Annotated in this window: 17 protein-coding genes; 14 read left to right on the top strand and 3 right to left on the bottom strand. The window is 38.2% G+C overall.

Annotation, left to right across the window (positions count from 1 at the left end; translation table 11 throughout):
- Nucleotides 1-17: 17 nt before the first annotated feature.
- Entirely contained in the window at nt 18-509 is a 492-nt protein-coding gene (locus tag AB9L17_RS19890; RefSeq protein ID WP_068985316.1) for a CarD family transcriptional regulator, read from the bottom strand.
- 157 nt (nt 510-666) lie between these two features.
- On the opposite strand from AB9L17_RS19890, the gene AB9L17_RS19885 reads away from it, so the two are divergent.
- Nucleotides 667-1,098 (top strand): MarR family winged helix-turn-helix transcriptional regulator, encoded by a 432-nt coding sequence (locus AB9L17_RS19885; protein ID WP_223555807.1) that lies wholly within the window; start codon nt 667-669, stop codon nt 1,096-1,098.
- 264 nt (nt 1,099-1,362) lie between these two features.
- On the opposite strand, the gene AB9L17_RS19880 is transcribed toward AB9L17_RS19885, so the two are convergent.
- A complete protein-coding gene (locus AB9L17_RS19880; protein ID WP_223555805.1) occupies nt 1,363-1,914 on the bottom strand; it encodes a hypothetical protein in 552 nt (183 codons plus the stop codon).
- Nucleotides 1,915-2,214: 300 nt separating this feature from the next.
- Between AB9L17_RS19880 and AB9L17_RS19875 the strand changes: the two genes are divergently transcribed.
- Entirely contained in the window at nt 2,215-2,712 is a 498-nt protein-coding gene (locus tag AB9L17_RS19875; protein ID WP_068985313.1) for an NUDIX hydrolase, read from the top strand.
- A gap of 143 nt (nt 2,713-2,855) precedes the next feature.
- Nucleotides 2,856-3,185 carry a YuiB family protein gene (locus tag AB9L17_RS19870; protein WP_068985312.1) on the top strand — a complete coding sequence of 110 codons (330 nt, stop codon included), beginning with the start codon at nt 2,856-2,858 and terminating at the stop codon, nt 3,183-3,185.
- 199 nt (nt 3,186-3,384) lie between these two features.
- Here AB9L17_RS19870 and AB9L17_RS19865 read toward each other — a convergent pair whose 3' ends face one another.
- A complete protein-coding gene (locus AB9L17_RS19865) occupies nt 3,385-3,867 on the bottom strand; it encodes a divergent PAP2 family protein (RefSeq protein WP_068985311.1) in 483 nt (160 codons plus the stop codon).
- Nucleotides 3,868-3,979: 112 nt separating this feature from the next.
- On the opposite strand from AB9L17_RS19865, the gene AB9L17_RS19860 reads away from it, so the two are divergent.
- The 11 genes from AB9L17_RS19860 to cysC all read left to right on the top strand — a co-directional run bounded on the left by AB9L17_RS19860 (nt 3,980) and on the right by cysC (nt 16,017).
- On the top strand, nt 3,980-5,488 hold the full coding sequence (locus AB9L17_RS19860; RefSeq protein WP_223555803.1) for a leucyl aminopeptidase: 1,509 nt from the start codon (nt 3,980-3,982) through the stop codon (nt 5,486-5,488).
- A 66-nt stretch (nt 5,489-5,554) separates the two neighbouring features.
- Nucleotides 5,555-5,749, top strand: a complete 195-nt coding sequence (locus AB9L17_RS19855) for a uroporphyrin-III methyltransferase (protein WP_375199674.1) — start codon at nt 5,555-5,557, stop codon at nt 5,747-5,749.
- A 651-nt stretch (nt 5,750-6,400) separates the two neighbouring features.
- Entirely contained in the window at nt 6,401-7,177 is a 777-nt protein-coding gene (cobA, locus tag AB9L17_RS19850; RefSeq protein ID WP_223555800.1) for a uroporphyrinogen-III C-methyltransferase, read from the top strand.
- A 12-nt stretch (nt 7,178-7,189) separates the two neighbouring features.
- The gene (locus AB9L17_RS19845) at nt 7,190-7,939 is read left to right on the top strand and encodes a sirohydrochlorin chelatase (protein ID WP_223555797.1); all 750 of its coding nucleotides are present in this window, start codon (nt 7,190-7,192) and stop codon (nt 7,937-7,939) included.
- Entirely contained in the window at nt 7,929-8,078 is a 150-nt protein-coding gene (locus AB9L17_RS19840) for a YezD family protein (RefSeq protein ID WP_083227049.1), read from the top strand. The genes AB9L17_RS19845 and AB9L17_RS19840 overlap by 11 nt, the downstream gene beginning before the upstream one ends.
- Before the next feature lie 115 nt (nt 8,079-8,193).
- Entirely contained in the window at nt 8,194-9,996 is a 1,803-nt protein-coding gene (locus AB9L17_RS19835) for an assimilatory sulfite reductase (NADPH) flavoprotein subunit (protein ID WP_375199673.1), read from the top strand.
- Between the two features lie 120 nt (nt 9,997-10,116).
- Nucleotides 10,117-11,835 (top strand): assimilatory sulfite reductase (NADPH) hemoprotein subunit, encoded by a 1,719-nt coding sequence (gene cysI / locus AB9L17_RS19830; protein ID WP_068985305.1) that lies wholly within the window; start codon nt 10,117-10,119, stop codon nt 11,833-11,835.
- 368 nt (nt 11,836-12,203) lie between these two features.
- Entirely contained in the window at nt 12,204-12,905 is a 702-nt protein-coding gene (locus AB9L17_RS19825; RefSeq protein WP_375199672.1) for a phosphoadenylyl-sulfate reductase, read from the top strand.
- A 12-nt stretch (nt 12,906-12,917) separates the two neighbouring features.
- Entirely contained in the window at nt 12,918-13,982 is a 1,065-nt protein-coding gene (locus AB9L17_RS19820) for an inorganic phosphate transporter (RefSeq protein WP_068985303.1), read from the top strand.
- Between the two features lie 305 nt (nt 13,983-14,287).
- On the top strand, nt 14,288-15,427 hold the full coding sequence (gene sat / locus AB9L17_RS19815; RefSeq protein ID WP_068985302.1) for a sulfate adenylyltransferase: 1,140 nt from the start codon (nt 14,288-14,290) through the stop codon (nt 15,425-15,427).
- Nucleotides 15,424-16,017 (top strand): adenylyl-sulfate kinase, encoded by a 594-nt coding sequence (gene cysC, locus AB9L17_RS19810; RefSeq protein WP_068985301.1) that lies wholly within the window; start codon nt 15,424-15,426, stop codon nt 16,015-16,017. The genes sat and cysC overlap by 4 nt, the downstream gene beginning before the upstream one ends.
- Nucleotides 16,018-16,213: the final 196 nt, after the last annotated feature.

The following is a 16,213-nucleotide window of genomic DNA, read 5'->3' as shown; positions in this document are numbered from 1 at the left end:
GCACTAACAATTCACAGTCAGTAAAGTTTTGTTAATACATAATCATAAATTTCATCTGATGATTTATCAAGAGCTATGGAAAATTCTGAAAAAATGTTGTCTTGTAAAGATTGCAGTAATTTCTCTTCTTGGTTAGGGAATTTTTTTTCAGTAACGCTATATTCGAGCTTTTTTCGTAATAATGTGTTTAAAAGGTTTGCTTGTTTTTGGCGATTACCAGATTTAATTATTTCTAGATAAAATCTCAATCGATGAGTGCTTTGTTCAATCCATTCCACGCCAGGTGATGTGAATGAATGTAAAATTTTGAGTGCTTCTTCTTTTTTAATAATGCCTCTAAGCTGTTTTTTTGAATTGTCAATGGGGGTACGAATGATTAATTGTGGTTCATTTAGTGGCTGTAAAACGTAATAAGATTTTGTAATATCGTTAAAAGTTTGTTCACAAATATCTTCAATAGAACAAAGTCCATGTGATGAATAAATGACTACATCGCCAACATTATACATGTATATTCCCTCCAACAAACTTTTTTGTCAACTTAGTTGACTAAAGTAATTGTAAGCAATTCAAAGATATTTGTCAACTTGATTGACGATTACTGTTGTTTTTTTGTATATTAATAACAAAAAATATGGAATGAGGGTGATCTAGCTGAAGGACGAATTGAAGAGTCGAGATGTCATTGATTTGTTGAGCGAACGTCACGAACTACTTCGCCAACTTGTTGAAGAGAAGTGGAATAAACATCATAATATTTATATTTCAAACTCAGAATGGTGTATTTTGGGAAGAGTATATAAAAAGGAACTTATGATTTCGGAGGTAGCTAAGGATGTTGATTTTTCAAGACAAGCAACCCATAAATTTATTAAAAGTTTGGAAGCAAAAGGATTAGTGAAGGTGATCAATGTCGAACATAGTAAAAAACATAAAGCAATTCAAATGACTGAATTGGGTCAAGACTGTTTTGAAAAGAACGAACATTATAAAGCTGTGATTGTACAGCAGCTGATCAATACTATTGGAGAAGATCAAGTGACCAAATTAAAAAAAATATTAAAGCTTAATTGGAATATGGAGCATCTGAAAGCATAAGATTCGTTGGATTTAGTGATGCAAACGAGTATATGAATGAAAAAAGTAATACACTATTTTTGGCAAGTAGACCAAATACTGATGCAAAAAAGTTAGCCAGCCTCTCTCGTCCTATACGAAAGAGGCTCTTTGTGGCGAAGATAATAACTGCCGAGAATAGAAAATGGGCAGTTATTATATCGATATAGAGGAAAATCTTGATGAGAAATCGAAAATAAGCAATTGTTCTTTAGATTTCAACCCAGCTTTTTTAAACAATAATAGTTACTCTACCTTTTCGCGCTCTATGAATGTAGCTCCATTTTCATGTGCTGAATGGTAAATGGCACTTTTCTCTTCTGTGCCAAATTGCCCGTTTTCTTCAATAACAAACTTTTCATTATTTTTCGTTTGAAAATAATAAGTGCCTACTGTACCAACTTCATATTCATAAATGACTTCCTTAATATCCTGCCATTCATATGTGGTTTGATGATGAAATTCTTTAAAAACAATTTGTGTTTTCTGTATAGCGATATAATTTACAAGAGAAAAATAGCCTAAAACCAGACTGCTCACAATTACTATAATCGTAATCAAATAGGTGTATTTATTTCTTTTGAATCCAAGTATGATCAACGTTAAAATAATTAATGCAATTGCTAAGACAAGCATAGTGAAGTTGTTTGTTGGAGTGATTAGCACGATATTATCTCTACTAAAATAAAACGTTTGGGAAATAGCAAATGGCAATATAAAAACAATGATGGGTGATACTAAAAGTAATACTATCGCTAAAATAAAAAGCCTTGCACTAGGTGATAGTTCGTTTAGCATTAACCTCCTCCTTTTTAGTGTTTGAATATTCGGTTATTTTATCTAAGTGTAACATATTTATAAATAAGGAATACATAAGGTCTATTACCAAAAATTGTGGATGACATTCGATGCCTTGAATATAAGTTGATTGGAGTGGAGACTGGACGCTTCGTCGGAACGGAAGTCAACCACACGTTATGGTGATAAGCTTACATACGTATTTTATGACTAAGGGTGTGAAGTAACCATAAAATTCTGAATTAATACTTCTATACATTGAAAATGAGCCGTTATAATATCGATATAGAGGTGAATGTTATGAGAAAAGATAGAGGGAAAGTTTGGTTAGGGGTTGCAGGGGTTGCTGTAAATGAGCTGGGTCAATGGTTAGTTGTCAAAAAAGCATATAGCGGTCTAAAGGGAAGATGGTCATTGCCTGCCGGTTTTGTTAATGCTGGTGAAACTGTGGATGAAGCGGTTGTACGTGAATTAAAGGAAGAAACGGGTATTGATTGTTGTGTATCTGGCTTAATCGGTTTTCGAACGGGTGTGATTCGTGGTGACATTAGCGATAATATGGCGATATTTTATTGTCGGATGAAAGATGAGCAGCAGCAGATTTGCATTCAGGAAAATGAAATATTAGAAGCGAAATGGATGTATCCAAAGGAGCTTGCACAAGATGAAATGACATCAGTTATGTTAAAGGAAATGGCATCCAACCAATTTGAAAAGCATCAATTGGAAGGAATTGAAGGTATTAATCCAGGAGATATATTTGGATATTCCTCTTATAGATTGTTCTTTAAAAAATAAAGTGACAGTGGAAGAAAAAGTATGTAAGGGATGTACTTGTTGATTTTCCTAAATATGACGAACAAGCGAAATCAAGGATAAGTTCATTGAAAGCGCTGTAGTAATCATGTAAACTAATGAGAGGAAAACGGAGGTATACATACATGGAAGGTCCAGTTTCAATAGTACAGTTAATCATTTCAATTTTGTTATTTTTCGTCATGTTCTTTGGTATCGGATTTTTATTGAATATGCTTCTGCGAATGACTTGGTTAATGGCGATTGTGTATCCAATTGTTGTTATTTTCATTGTTGATGAGGTCAGCTTTTTTGATTATATTTTCAAACCAGGATCCGCATTTCCAGCTCTTTTAGATAAGTTACAAGCACTGCAATTTGTAGATATTGCAATCTTATCGGGTGGCTTTGCAGGTTCAATTGTAGCTGGAATAGTCATGATTTTTTTACGTAAAAGTGGATATCGAATGTTTTAACTTCTTTCGGCGGATGTCACGGAATCGGCTTTGTGCTTGCACAAACCGATTCCGGACGCAATTATGCCGAGGCATAATTAATCTTCTTTCAGCGGGTGTCCAAACATCCGCTGATTTTTTTTGAATGTTTCCGATAAATCATAAAAGTATTACGATAAATAAAAAAACACAGCCTCAATAGGAGGATGTGTCCATTTTTTTACAAAATAAACTGGTAGGTTATGATGGCGATAAAAATTCCTGTTAGTGCCCCAAAAAATACCTCGCTTCGTTTATGACCCAGCAATGTTTTTAGCTCTTCCATTTTTTCTTGCCCATCCATTTGTGGCCATTTTTTAAAATCGTGAAGCAGTATTTGAAAGTCCTTACGTAGTTGATTTAAAACAGCTGCATGTTGACCTGCCTGATAGCGTACTCCACTCGCATCATACATGACGATAAATGAAAACATAGCGGCTACAGCAAAAATTGGGGAATCTAGCCCTGTTTCGTAGGCAATAGAGGTTGTTAGTCCTGTTACGGAAGCGGAGTGTGAGCTAGGCATACCTCCAGTGGAAGTAATTAGTCCCCAGTTCATTTTTCTTGTCATTAAAAAATGAATAGGAATTTTTACAAACTGTGCAAAGAGAACTGCAAAGAGGGCAACGAGTAAAGGGGTATTTTGAAGTAAACTCATAATCATCACAACCTTCACTTATAATGATTTTATTATACCATTCATTTTTTTCTAAAAGCCAAATATTACGCGTTTTCTGAAATTTAGGTATAATAAAGTAATGAATGGAGGAATTTACATGCATATTGTAAAAGAAGCAAAAACATTTGAAACGATTTCTACTGAGGTGTTAGTAGTAGGGGTCACTAAACATCGTGAGCAAATGCAGGATTGGGCAAGCTTTTCATCATTTTATGGAGAAACCCTTGATGCGTGGATTAGTGCAGGGGATGTTTCTACTGAGCTAAAAAAAATGACGAAATTACCATTCTTGAAGAGTCACCCAAATCTTAAACGTATTTTATTTGTTGGTTTAGATGACCGGAAAAATTTAACAGAAAGCGATGTTCGTGCAGCATTTGGATTGGTCGGCAAGGAACTTAGAGCTTTAAAAGTTAAAGAATATTCAATTTGGCTTGAATCGTTTACGACAGATGCTATTACTGTGGCAGATGTTGCATTTTTAGCTGGTGAAGGAACAGGTCTTGGTTATTATTCAATTCCTCATTACAAAACAACTTCAAATGAAGTAGATAAGCGTATTGACGCTGTTCATCTTGTGACTACTGTTGATGACATAGATGAGGTTGTGGCAAGCTTTGAGGTTGGCGCTATTTATGCAGATGCAGTAAATGAAGCACGTAGCTTAATCAATTTACCACCAAATCTACTTACAGCGACAGATTTAGCTAACTATGCAGAATCTCTAGCAGTGGAGTATGGTTTTGAGGTTGAAATTTTAGATAAAGCTCAACTAGAAGAACTAGGTATGGGTGGTATTTTAAGTGTCAATCAAGGCTCCCATGAAGAACCTCGTTTAATAACATTAAAATATAAAGCGACTGAAGATTTTGAGGATCCAATTGGCCTTGTCGGCAAAGGGGTTACGTATGATACAGGTGGCTATTCCTTAAAGCCAAGAGATGCAATGGTAGGCATGAAGGGCGATATGGGCGGTGCGGCAGCAGTGCTAGGTGCCATGAAAATCATCGGTGAATTACGTCCTAATAAAAACGTCGTTGCAGTGATTGGTTCTACCGATAATATGGTATCTGACACAGCATTTAAGCCGGATGATGTTATTACGACATATAGTGGCAAAACGGTTGAGGTTTTAAATACCGATGCTGAGGGACGTTTAGTATTAGCAGATGCTACTACATACGCTAAGCAACAAGGTGCTACTGCCCTTATCGATGTTGCAACGTTAACAGGTGGAGTCATTACTGCACTTGGTATGGATAAAACGGGTGCACTTGCTAATGATGATGAATTCTTTGCGGATTTCATGGAAGCTGCACAAGAGACTGATGAGTTTGTATGGCGTATGCCTTTAACAGAAAGTGATAAAAAGCGAATTCGTAAATCAGATGTTGCTGATTTAAATAACTCTCCTGGTCGTGATGGACATATGATCTTTGGTGGAGGCTTCGTTGGTGAGTTTGTTGGTGATACACCATGGATACACTTAGATATTGCAGGGACATCAGATGCGATTGCTGTACATGACCTAGGCCCAAAAGGTGGTACAGGTGTAATGGTACGTACACTAGCAAACTTTGTGCAACGTTTAGGAGAAGAAAAATAGAGTAGGCGATATACATGTGAGATATGTATCTTCCTTCATACGATAGAGTAAAAAGGGAGGAAGCATATGTCATTTTTCGGAGGTTATCCAGGAGGAGGCTTTTGGACATTCGGTGCGCCGTTTTTTGGAGGGTTTTTAGGAGGTTTACTAGGAACGCAATTTAATCAATATCCTTACTATCCTGGCTATCGACCATATCCACCGTATCCACCATATCCACCATATCCACCATATAGACGGCCTCGTTATCGACCGTATTAATTCGAATAAAATAAAGATCATCACAAAAATTGCAAACCAGCTGTCGGTAACAAAATCGACAGCTGGTTTTTCCTTTAATAATTGTAGCCATTTAAATATTTCCTAAATAAATTGAGTAAATAACATTTAATTGGAAATGACAAAAAGTTAAAGGCGTTTTGTAATTGAATGAAAATTAGTAACTAAGTATTAAAAAAATTGTTGACAAGACTACACTGAATTGTTTATTATTCTTATTACATTACTAAGGATTAGAAACGAAGCTGACTAGTAAACTAGAGGCTCTTATTATTCACAGGTCCCGCTATGCCTATGGATAATTTGAGTCTTTTTTTTATCTTCATTCAGAGAAGACTACTATCTCTAAAGATGAGGAGATGAATACGGGTGTGGTTCCTTTTCAGGATATGTCTAAACACCTGCTGATATAAAGGAACTCAGTCTAAGAACGCCACGTCCTGTGGCGATGACTGAGTGACCAACATCACGTTGGCCTAAAGCCTCCACCGGATGTCACGGATTTTGAAAGGAATGAATTGTGCTGGCACAATCCAAAATCCGGACGCATTGTTTATCTGTAGCGACAGCTACAATTACGCCAAGGCGAAATCGATCTCTATCTATCTAAGAGACGAGAAGGAGTGAAATCAAATGGGGAAAGTTTTTATAGTAGGTGCTGGTCCTGGCGATGTTGATCTTATCACTGTCAAAGGATTACGGTGTATCGAATGTGCAGATGTCATTCTATATGACAGACTCATCAATAAAGAGCTATTATCTTATGCAAAACGAGAGGCTAAGCTCATCTTTTGCGGTAAGATGCCTCAGCAGCATGCCATGATTCAAGAACAGATAAATCGATCACTTGTCAGCTATGCACAGCAAGGATTGGTTGTGACGAGATTAAAGGGAGGTGACCCATTCGTTTTTGGAAGAGGCGCTGAGGAAGCAGAGGTATTAGCACAGCATAATATTCCTTTCGAAATTGTACCTGGCATCACTTCGGGGATAGCAGCGCCAGCCTATGCAGGGATTCCAGTTACACATCGTGATTTAAGCTCAAGTTTTGCAATGGTCACTGGACATATGCAAGAGGGCAAGGACGATGCAATTCGATGGGAAAGTCTTGCAAAAGGGATTGAGACAATTGCGATTTATATGGGGGTCGGTAATCTTCCTTATATCCGTCAGCAGCTGCTCAAGTATGGTCGTACTGAGGAAACACCAGTAGCACTCATCCATTGGGGTACATTTTCTCAGCAAAAAACAGTCACTGGTACTTTAGCCAATATTGAAGATATAGTGCAGCAAGAAAATATTCAAAATCCAAGCATAATTGTAGTGGGAAAAGTTGTTGCCTTAAGGGAACAAATTCAATGGTTCGAGCAAAATATTCCACAGCCTAAATTGGCGGAAAATTCTGTGTAAGGATGTGGGTTCATGCAAGCTATTTTATATATCGCTCATGGAAGTCGTGTAAAGGCGGGAGTGGAGCAAGCAGTTAACTTTCTAAAGAGCGTACAACAGGAAATTGAGTTACCAATCCAAGAAATTTGTTTTTTAGAGCTCACGGCGCCAACTATTGCTGAAGGTATAGATAACTGTATTAAACGAGGGGCTACAGCTATAGCCGTCATGCCTATTTTATTATTAGCTGCGCAGCATGCAAAGCATGATATTCCAAGTGAGATTGATCAAGCAAAAAAACAGCATCCACAAGTGCGCTTTACATACGGTGAACCGCTTGGTGTCCATGAACTATTAATCGACACACTACAGACTAGAGTTTTAGAAGCAAGGTTACCTACTAACAATGCAAGTGTTTTACTAATAGGTCGTGGGAGTAGTGATCCTGCAGTAAAGAGCGATTTAGCCAAAATTGCAACAAGATTACGTGACAAATATGCTTATGGAGTTGTAGACACATGCTTTTTATATGGAAAAGGTCCTACGTTTGAAGATTGGCTACAGCAAGAGAAGAATGGGTCCAATCAAGTATTTATAGTACCGTATTTATTGTTTACTGGGATTTTGCGCCAAAGCATAGCAAGGCGATTACAGGCCTATGAAAACAATCATATTATTTTATGTGAAAGTTTAGGCTATGACGATAATGTAAAGAAAGTTTTAGTGGAACGTATTTATCAATTACTACAATTAAATGAGGAAGGTGTTTGTAATGGTAGATAAAAGGACTGAAAATATAAATCTAGCATTAGATAATGTCCGCCAAATTTTAAATACGATGAATCATGGATCCATTACATTGATTGTACAAAATTCCTACGTGGTCCAAATTGAAAAGAAGGAAAAAATACGACTCCGATAATTTTGTATTGGTTAAAGGATAGGGTCGGTCTAGTATGATCAACCCCGCATTATGGGGGTGAGCTCGAATTCAGATAATTTACTAAGAAAAGAAAATGATACGTGAGGTGGCAAGATTGAAACTGCATGTAATAAACAGTCCATTTAATGAGGAGCAGGTAAAGCTGTTAAATGAGTTGCTTCCTAAACTAACAAGAGAACAGAGGATTTGGTTAAACGGCTATCTAAGTGCTCCACTAGCAACTATTGATACCATTGTTGAAGAAACAAAGCCGACAGTAAAACCATTCACCAAAACAGTGACGATTTTATATGGCTCACAAACAGGCAATAGCCAGGGGTTAGCTGAAAAATACGCCTCAGCATTGAAAGACAATGAAGTTGACGTAACAATCTCATCGTTAGCAACGTTTAAGCCAAACAATATAAAAAAGGTAACAAATCTTTTACTCATTGTTAGCACACATGGGGAAGGGGACCCACCTGATCAAGCGATTCAGTTCTACGAATTTTTGCATAGCAAGCGTGCTCCAAAGTTAGAGCATCTTCATTATTCAGTGTTAGCTTTAGGCGATAGCTCCTATGAATTTTTCTGTAAAACAGGAAAGGATTTTGATGAGCAGTTTGCTAAGTTAGGGGCAACTAGAATCGTCCCTCGTATAGATTGCGATGTAGATTATGATGATGTGGCAGCACAATGGTTCTCAGCTGTTCAGCAGGAATTACTTCAACAGACGGATAAAGCTACTACGTCTACTACACAAAATCAGACAGCACAAGGAGACACTACATATTCTCGTAAAAATCCGTTTTATGCTGAAGTACTTGAAAACATTAACTTAAATGGCCGCGGCTCAAACAAAGAAACACGTCATATTGAATTATCAATCGAGGATGCAAATTTTCATTTCGAACCAGGGGATAGTATTGGGATTCAACCAGAAAATGATGAAAAACTAGTCGATGCTTTAATAACAGCGTTACAGTTTGATCCACAAACTGAAGTAAACGTATTTGAAGAAACACTGCCATTAAAGAATGCATTACTAAAGAAGCTAGAAATAACAGTGCTATCTAAGCCGTTGTTACAAAAAATAGGTGCCTTTACGGTGCATCAGGAATTTACAAAGCTATTTGAAGACACGAGTGCCTGGAAGGACTATGCAAATGGGAGAGATTTGCTCGATACTGTGGAAGACTTTGCACCATTTACATGGGATGCACAACAATTTGTAGAATTGTTACGTAAAATTCCAGCGCGACTTTATTCAATTGCTAGTAGTCAGAAGGCAAACAGTGAAGAGGTACATTTAACAATTGGGAAAGTAAGCTATGAGACGAATGGACGACAAAGACTTGGCGTTTGTTCTGGTAGCGTTGCAGAGCGTGTACAAATTGGTGATTCATTACCAATATATGTTCAAAAAAATCCGAACTTTAGATTGCCAGAGCATGAGGACACACCGATTATTATGATTGGAGCCGGTACAGGGATTGCTCCGTACCGTGCATTTTTAGAGGAGCGTGAGGAACTAGGTATCGAAGGAAAAGCATGGCTAATTTTTGGCGATCAACACTTTGTAACAGACTTTCTTTACCAAACAGATTGGCAGCGTTGGCTTGCTTCAGGCACACTAAGTCAAATGCATGTCGCCTTCTCCCGTGATACAGATAAAAAAATATATGTACAACATAAAATTGAGGAAAATGCTGTTGCCTTTTATGAATGGATAGAGCAAGGAGCTGTCATTTACGTCTGTGGCGATAAAAAATCGATGGCGACAGATGTTGATGCAATAATACATCGCGTCATTGAGCAGCAAGGGCAAAAAACGCCAGAGGAAGCAAAAGCCTTTGTCAATGAACTTAAAAAACAGAAACGCTATCAACGTGACGTTTATCTTCATTCAGCCTACTGAATGAAGATAAAGCCTCCGGCGGATGTCACGGATTTTGAAAGGAATGAATTGTGTTGGCACAATTCAAAATCCGGACGCAATTACGTCAAAGCGAAATTGATTAATAAAGGGGCGAAAAAAATGACTGAAAAAATTATTTTACCTCCACAACCGGGGAAGCCTAGTGATGTAGAGCGTATTAAGAGCGATAGTAACTATTTACGTGGAACACTTGAACGTACGATGAATAATCCATTAAGCTCAGGTATTCCAGAGGATGATAATCGTTTGATGAAATTCCATGGTAGTTACTTACAAGATGATCGTGATCTTCGGAATGAACGCCAACGTCAAAAGCTAGAGCCAGCTTATCAATTTATGGTGCGCGTACGAACACCAGGGGGGGCAGCAACATCAGCACAATGGCTAGTAATGGATGAAATGGCGAGAAAGTATGGCAATGGCTCCTTAAAATTAACAACACGTCAGGCATTCCAAGTACATGGGATATTAAAATGGAATGTCAAAAAATATATGCAGGAAATTAATGAGGTATTATTGGATTCTCTCGCTGCCTGTGGGGATGTGAATCGTAATGTGATGTGTAATGTGAATCCAAACCAATCCGCATTACATGAGGAAATTTATAACTGGTCCGCAAAATTAAGTGAGCACTTACTACCTAGAACACGAGCATACCATGAGCTATGGTTGGATGGTGAAAAGGTAGTAGATAGTCAGGATGAAGAAATTGAACCTATATACGGTGCTCAATATTTGCCGCGTAAATTTAAAATTGGTATTGCTATTCCACCAAGTAACGATGTGGACGTATTCTCCCAAGATATTGGACTCATTGCCATTGTTGAGGATGATCAGTTAGTAGGCTTTAACGTGGCAGTTGGCGGAGGAATGGGCATGACACATGGTGATCATGAAACATATCCCCAGCTCGCTCGCGTCATTGGTTTTATTACTCCTGATAAACTATTGGAAACAGCGGAGAAAATTATTACGATTCAGCGCGATTATGGGAATCGTTCAGTGCGTAAAAATGCACGTTTTAAATATACTATTGATGCTAGAGGACTTGAATGGTTTAATGATGAACTGACGCGTCGTCTAGGCTGGGACATCCAACAAGCTCGTCCATTTACCTTTGAGCGTACAGGTGATGAATATGGATGGATTAAAGGTGCAGACGACAAATGGCACTATACATTATTTATTCAGAATGGCCGTATTAAAGACTTTGAAAACTACGAGCTTCTAACAGGATTACGCGAAATTGCTAAAGTGCATACGGGTGATTTCCGCTTAACACCAAACCAAAATTTAATGATTAGTAATGTAACATCAGAAAAGAAGGAAAAAATCGCTACTATTATTGAGCAATATAAGCTTACAGATGGTGCGCACTATTCTGCATTGCGTCGTAATGCGATTGCTTGCGTTTCATTACCAACATGTGGTTTAGCGATGGCAGAAGCGGAGCGTTACTTGCCTTCTCTAATTACAAAAATTGAAACAATCATCGATGAAGCAGGCTTAAACGATACAGAAATTGTTATTCGTATGTCAGGCTGTCCGAATGGATGCTCACGTGCGGCAATGGCTGAGATTGGATTTATCGGTAAAGGCCCAGGGAAATATAATATGTATTTAGGAGCAAGCTTTACTGGTAATCGTCTCAATAAAATCTATCGTGAAAATATTGGGGAAGAGGAAATTTTAGCAGAACTTCGTCCGATCCTTCTGCACTATGCTAAGGAACGTTTAGAAGGCGAGCATTTCGGTGATTTTGTGATTCGTGCAGGCTATGTAACAGCTGTTTACGACGGGCGAGATTTTCATAATTAACCCGTTAATCACTGTGAACTGACAATTACATGATCACTAACCTTAAGCTAATTGATTCTAAACATTCATCAATATATTCACGACATAGCTCCATCAGCACGATAAGTTCAAGCAGTAGATATGGCTTATTTAACGAGAACGATGTCTGGGGTGTTCGCGCATTAAAAAATGAATTTTTTATAAAACCTAGTTGTCTGCTAGGTGTACTTAGTCTATCTTGGGGATAAGAGGAAGTAATGTAGAACGAGGTAGCTAATACCATCGTTTCATAATAAGCTGGCTAGTCAAACTAGAGGCGTTTTAACAAAGGCATGTCTATTACTATGTCTTGCGTTAGAACGTCTTTTTTCGTTACGAGGGGGACTATTATGTTAACATATGCAACTTGGCATGAGCCAACAATGGATTTTAATGTTGATGAAACTTATAAAGCTGCACTGGAGGTTTTACAGTGGAGTTATGCAGAATACGGAGAGGATATCGTTTATGCATGTAGCTTTGGAATTGAGGGAATTGTCTTGATTGACCTTATTTCAAAGGTGAAGCCTGATGCTACGATTATCTTTTTAGATACAGGTGTTCATTTTAAGGAAACATATGAAACGATTAACAGAGTGAAAGAAAAATATCCACAGCTTAACATTATTATGCAAAAACCAGCACTTACGCTAGCACAGCAAGCAGCACAATATGGCGAAGAACTATGGAAGTCTAATCCAAATAAATGCTGCGAAATTCGCAAAATAAAGCCATTACATGAAGCGTTAGCGGGTGCAAAGGCTTGGATTTCAGGCTTACGTCGTGAACAATCAGCAACTCGTCAAAATACAAACTTCATCAATCGTGATGATAAATTTAAGTCGATTAAAATTTGCCCACTCATTCATTGGACATGGAATGATGTCTGGCGATATGTCACAAAGCATGATTTGCCTTACAATCCTTTACACGACAGAGGCTATCCAAGTGTTGGTTGTGAGCATTGTACAAAACCAGCATTTACGTTGGATGATTTACGTTCAGGTAGATGGCAGGGATCTGGTAAAACTGAGTGTGGATTACATGAATAAAGGAGTTTTGCCATGCTTGAATATGTTGCGATAGCAATTAGTTTATTTTTTGCGATGAATATAGGGGCCAGTGGAGCGGCAGCCTCAATGGGGGTTGCTTACGGTGCAGGTGCCATCAAAAAAGCTTGGCAAGCATTGTTAATTTGCTCAGTGGGTGTTTTTAGTGGGGCTGTACTTGGTGGTGGAGAGGTAGTAAAAACAATTAGCTCCGGCATTATGCCACAGGAGTACATTACTGTAAAGATTGTCATTATTATTTTGATTTCTGCCACAAGCTCGCTATTCCTAGCTAATCTTTTAGGCATCCCCCTATCGACGAGTGAAGTAACAGTGGGAGCAGTTGTAGGTGTTGGGATTGCCTATAAAGTGTTATATGTAAAATCATTGCTTGTCATCATTTCATTTTGGGTCATTATTCCGATTATTGCGTTTGTCATCGCACTTGTATTTGGTAAGTGGCTGTATAAATTACGAGGCAAAGGCTTATTAAAGGATCGACCGATTTTAACGATTCTTCTTGTCTTTGCCGGATTTTTCGAAGCATTTTCAGCAGGGATGAATAACGTAGCAAATGCAGTTGGCCCACTTGTTGGTGCAGGCGTGATGGGCGTAACAAGTGGAATATGGCTTGGTGGGGCATTTGTGGCGCTCGGTGCTATGCTACTAGGGAAGCGAGTACTTGAAACAAACGGTAAAAAAATTATGCGCTTTGAGAAGGCAGAGGGGATATTGATATCGAGTACAGGAGCACTACTTGTCGGTATTAGCTCTATTTTCGGGCTTCCTGTACCGTTAACACAAGTAACATCCTCTTCCATCATTGGAATGGGGATGGCCAAAAACGGTAAACAAATTTTTCATAAGCATATCGTGAAAAAAATAATCCGAATTTGGATTGTCTCGCCAATTTTTTCTTTAGTCATTTCTTATTTTTTAGTACAGCTATTCTTAGAGAAAGATTTCTATGCCATCGTATTAACTGGCGGTATTATTGTTGGAACGCTTGGTGTCATTAGCTTAATGCGAACAATGCGTGAAGAAGAGCGCTCAATATATGACGCAGGTGAAGGTATTTAATGGGAGCCAATTAAATCAGCGAGGGAGCCAATCACTTTTGAATTGGAGCCGATCAGATCAGAGTGGAACCCGATTACATTTGAAGGGAAGCCAATCAAATCAGAGTGAGACCCGATCACTTTAAAATGGAAGCTGATCAAAACAGTGGGAACCCCAATCCATGCGCATAAAAACTTACGACGAAGCGAGTAGCCCGTAGCGGAAATCAGAGCCTTCTAATTAATTGTGATGGATAAAAATAGTTAATTAACACATCTGCTTAAATATAAAACATAGTAATTTAATAAAAATAGGAGGAGATTTTGATGAGTTTACAACCACATGGTGGACGATTAGTGCAAGCCTTTAATCCAAAGAAGGATGTAACACAAATAAAAAAAGTTATTGAGCTTGATGCCATTTCACTTAGTGATTTAGAGTTAATTGCTATCGGCGGTTACAGTCCAATTGAAGGTTTTTTAACGCAGGAAGATTATGAATCCGTTGTTGAGCATACACGTTTAGCATCAGGCGTGGTGTGGAGTATTCCGATTACATTACCTATAACAAAGGAAGTGGCGGCAACATTACAGTCTGGCGATGAGGCAAAATTAGTTTATGGTGATGCTGTTTATGGTGTGATCGAAGTTGCTGATATTTATGAACCGAATAAGCGGAAAGAGGCATTATTAATATATGGAACAGAGGATTTAGAGCATCCCGGTGTTAAAAAGCTGCATGAACGCCCAAGTATTTATGTGGGCGGCAAAATTACATTAATAAAACGTCTTGAGCAAAAGTTTCCCGCCTATTCATTTGATCCGATTGAAACTCGTCATCTGTTTGCAGAAAAGGGCTGGAAAACGATTGTTGGCTTCCAAACACGTAATCCGGTACACCGGGCACATGAATATATTCAAAAGGCGGCACTTGAAACAATTGATGGATTATTTTTAAACCCGCTTGTTGGGGAAACGAAATCAGACGATGTGTCAGCCGCAATTCGTATGGAAAGCTACGAGGTTCTACTTAAAAATTATTATCCTGAAAATCGCGTGCAATTAGGGGTGTTTCCAGCTGCAATGCGTTATGCAGGACCAAAGGAAGCCATTTTCCATGCACTTGTACGAAAAAATTATGGCTGTACGCACTTTATCGTCGGGCGTGACCATGCAGGTGTGGGTGATTACTATGGCACATACGATGCACAAAAAATCTTTGAACAATTTTCTGAAGATGAAGTAGGGATTGTTCCGTTAAAATTTGAGCATAGCTTCTATTGTAACAAATGTGAGGGCATGGCAACGACGAAAACTTGTTCTCATGATAGCTCAGCACACGTCATTTTATCGGGTACTAAAGTTCGTGAAATGTTACGTAATGGTGAAGTGCCACCAAGTACATTTAGTCGTAAAGAGGTTGTTGATGTACTGATTAAAGGAATGCGTAAGGAGGTATTAAAGTGAGTTCGAATATCGTTTGGCATGAAGCATCCATTACGAAAGAGCAGCGTCATACACAAAATAAACATCAAAGCTTTATTTTATGGTTCACAGGTTTATCGGCTTCCGGAAAATCTTCTGTGGCGAATGCTTTCGCTCACCGGCTCTTTGAACGTGGCAATCAAGCATTTGTCTTAGATGGTGATAATGTTCGTCATGGCTTGAATAAGGATTTAGGATTTGACGAAGCAGGCCGAAAGGAAAATATTCGTCGCATCGGAGAGGTCTCTAAGCTTTTTGTAGAAAGTGGTCAAATTGTATTAACAGCTTTTATTTCTCCTTATAGGGAAGATCGTCAAGTTGTACGTGAGCTGGTAGAAGAAGGAGAATTTATAGAGGTATATGTGAGGTGTTCTGTAGAAACGTGTGAAAAGCGTGATCCAAAGGGGCTTTATAAAAAAGCACGGAATGCAGAAATCCCAAACTTTACAGGTATTAGTGCGCCTTATGAAGAACCAGCAAATCCAGAAATTATGTTAGACACAGAACGTAATTCCATTGAAGAATGTGTAGACCGGCTCACAGACATTTTAACTTCAAAAGGATATATTTAATAAAAATTGCTTTCTTAAAGAATCTGCTTGCTTTTGATGAAGCAGATTTTTTTGTGAGAAATTTTTGGCTCATTACCATATCTAAAGGACATATATTTTAAAATGTCATCCACATCTTTTGGTTAAGGTCCGAATTTTGGCTCATCACCAAAAGTTGTGGCTGACATTTGTTAAAACATATACTATGTAAATAAGT

Origin of the sequence: Lysinibacillus sp. RS11 (assembly GCF_042019215.1) — a bacterium.
In the GTDB taxonomy this organism is placed as follows: Bacteria; Bacillota; Bacilli; order Bacillales_A; family Planococcaceae; genus Lysinibacillus; species Lysinibacillus xylanilyticus_A.
The sequence above is the reverse complement of the archived record's forward strand: the minus strand, read 5'-3'. Positions and strand labels throughout refer to the sequence as shown.

Bases quoted from the DNA above. Each gene is read 5' to 3' on its own strand.
- AB9L17_RS19890 (WP_068985316.1), bottom strand. From the start codon at position 509: ATGTATAATGTTGGCGATGTAGTCATTTATTCATCACATGGACTTTGT.
- AB9L17_RS19880 (WP_223555805.1), bottom strand. From the start codon at position 1,914: ATGCTAAACGAACTATCACCTAGTGCAAGGCTTTTTATTTTAGCGATA.
- AB9L17_RS19875 (WP_068985313.1), top strand. From the start codon at position 2,215: ATGAGAAAAGATAGAGGGAAAGTTTGGTTAGGGGTTGCAGGGGTTGCT.
- AB9L17_RS19870 (WP_068985312.1), top strand. From the start codon at position 2,856: ATGGAAGGTCCAGTTTCAATAGTACAGTTAATCATTTCAATTTTGTTA.
- AB9L17_RS19865 (WP_068985311.1), bottom strand. From the start codon at position 3,867: ATGATTATGAGTTTACTTCAAAATACCCCTTTACTCGTTGCCCTCTTT.
- AB9L17_RS19860 (WP_223555803.1), top strand. From the start codon at position 3,980: ATGCATATTGTAAAAGAAGCAAAAACATTTGAAACGATTTCTACTGAG.
- AB9L17_RS19855 (WP_375199674.1), top strand. From the start codon at position 5,555: ATGTCATTTTTCGGAGGTTATCCAGGAGGAGGCTTTTGGACATTCGGT.
- cobA (WP_223555800.1), top strand. From the start codon at position 6,401: ATGGGGAAAGTTTTTATAGTAGGTGCTGGTCCTGGCGATGTTGATCTT.
- AB9L17_RS19845 (WP_223555797.1), top strand. From the start codon at position 7,190: ATGCAAGCTATTTTATATATCGCTCATGGAAGTCGTGTAAAGGCGGGA.
- AB9L17_RS19840 (WP_083227049.1), top strand. From the start codon at position 7,929: ATGGTAGATAAAAGGACTGAAAATATAAATCTAGCATTAGATAATGTC.
- cysI (WP_068985305.1), top strand. From the start codon at position 10,117: ATGACTGAAAAAATTATTTTACCTCCACAACCGGGGAAGCCTAGTGAT.
- AB9L17_RS19825 (WP_375199672.1), top strand. From the start codon at position 12,204: ATGTTAACATATGCAACTTGGCATGAGCCAACAATGGATTTTAATGTT.
- AB9L17_RS19820 (WP_068985303.1), top strand. From the start codon at position 12,918: ATGCTTGAATATGTTGCGATAGCAATTAGTTTATTTTTTGCGATGAAT.
- sat (WP_068985302.1), top strand. From the start codon at position 14,288: ATGAGTTTACAACCACATGGTGGACGATTAGTGCAAGCCTTTAATCCA.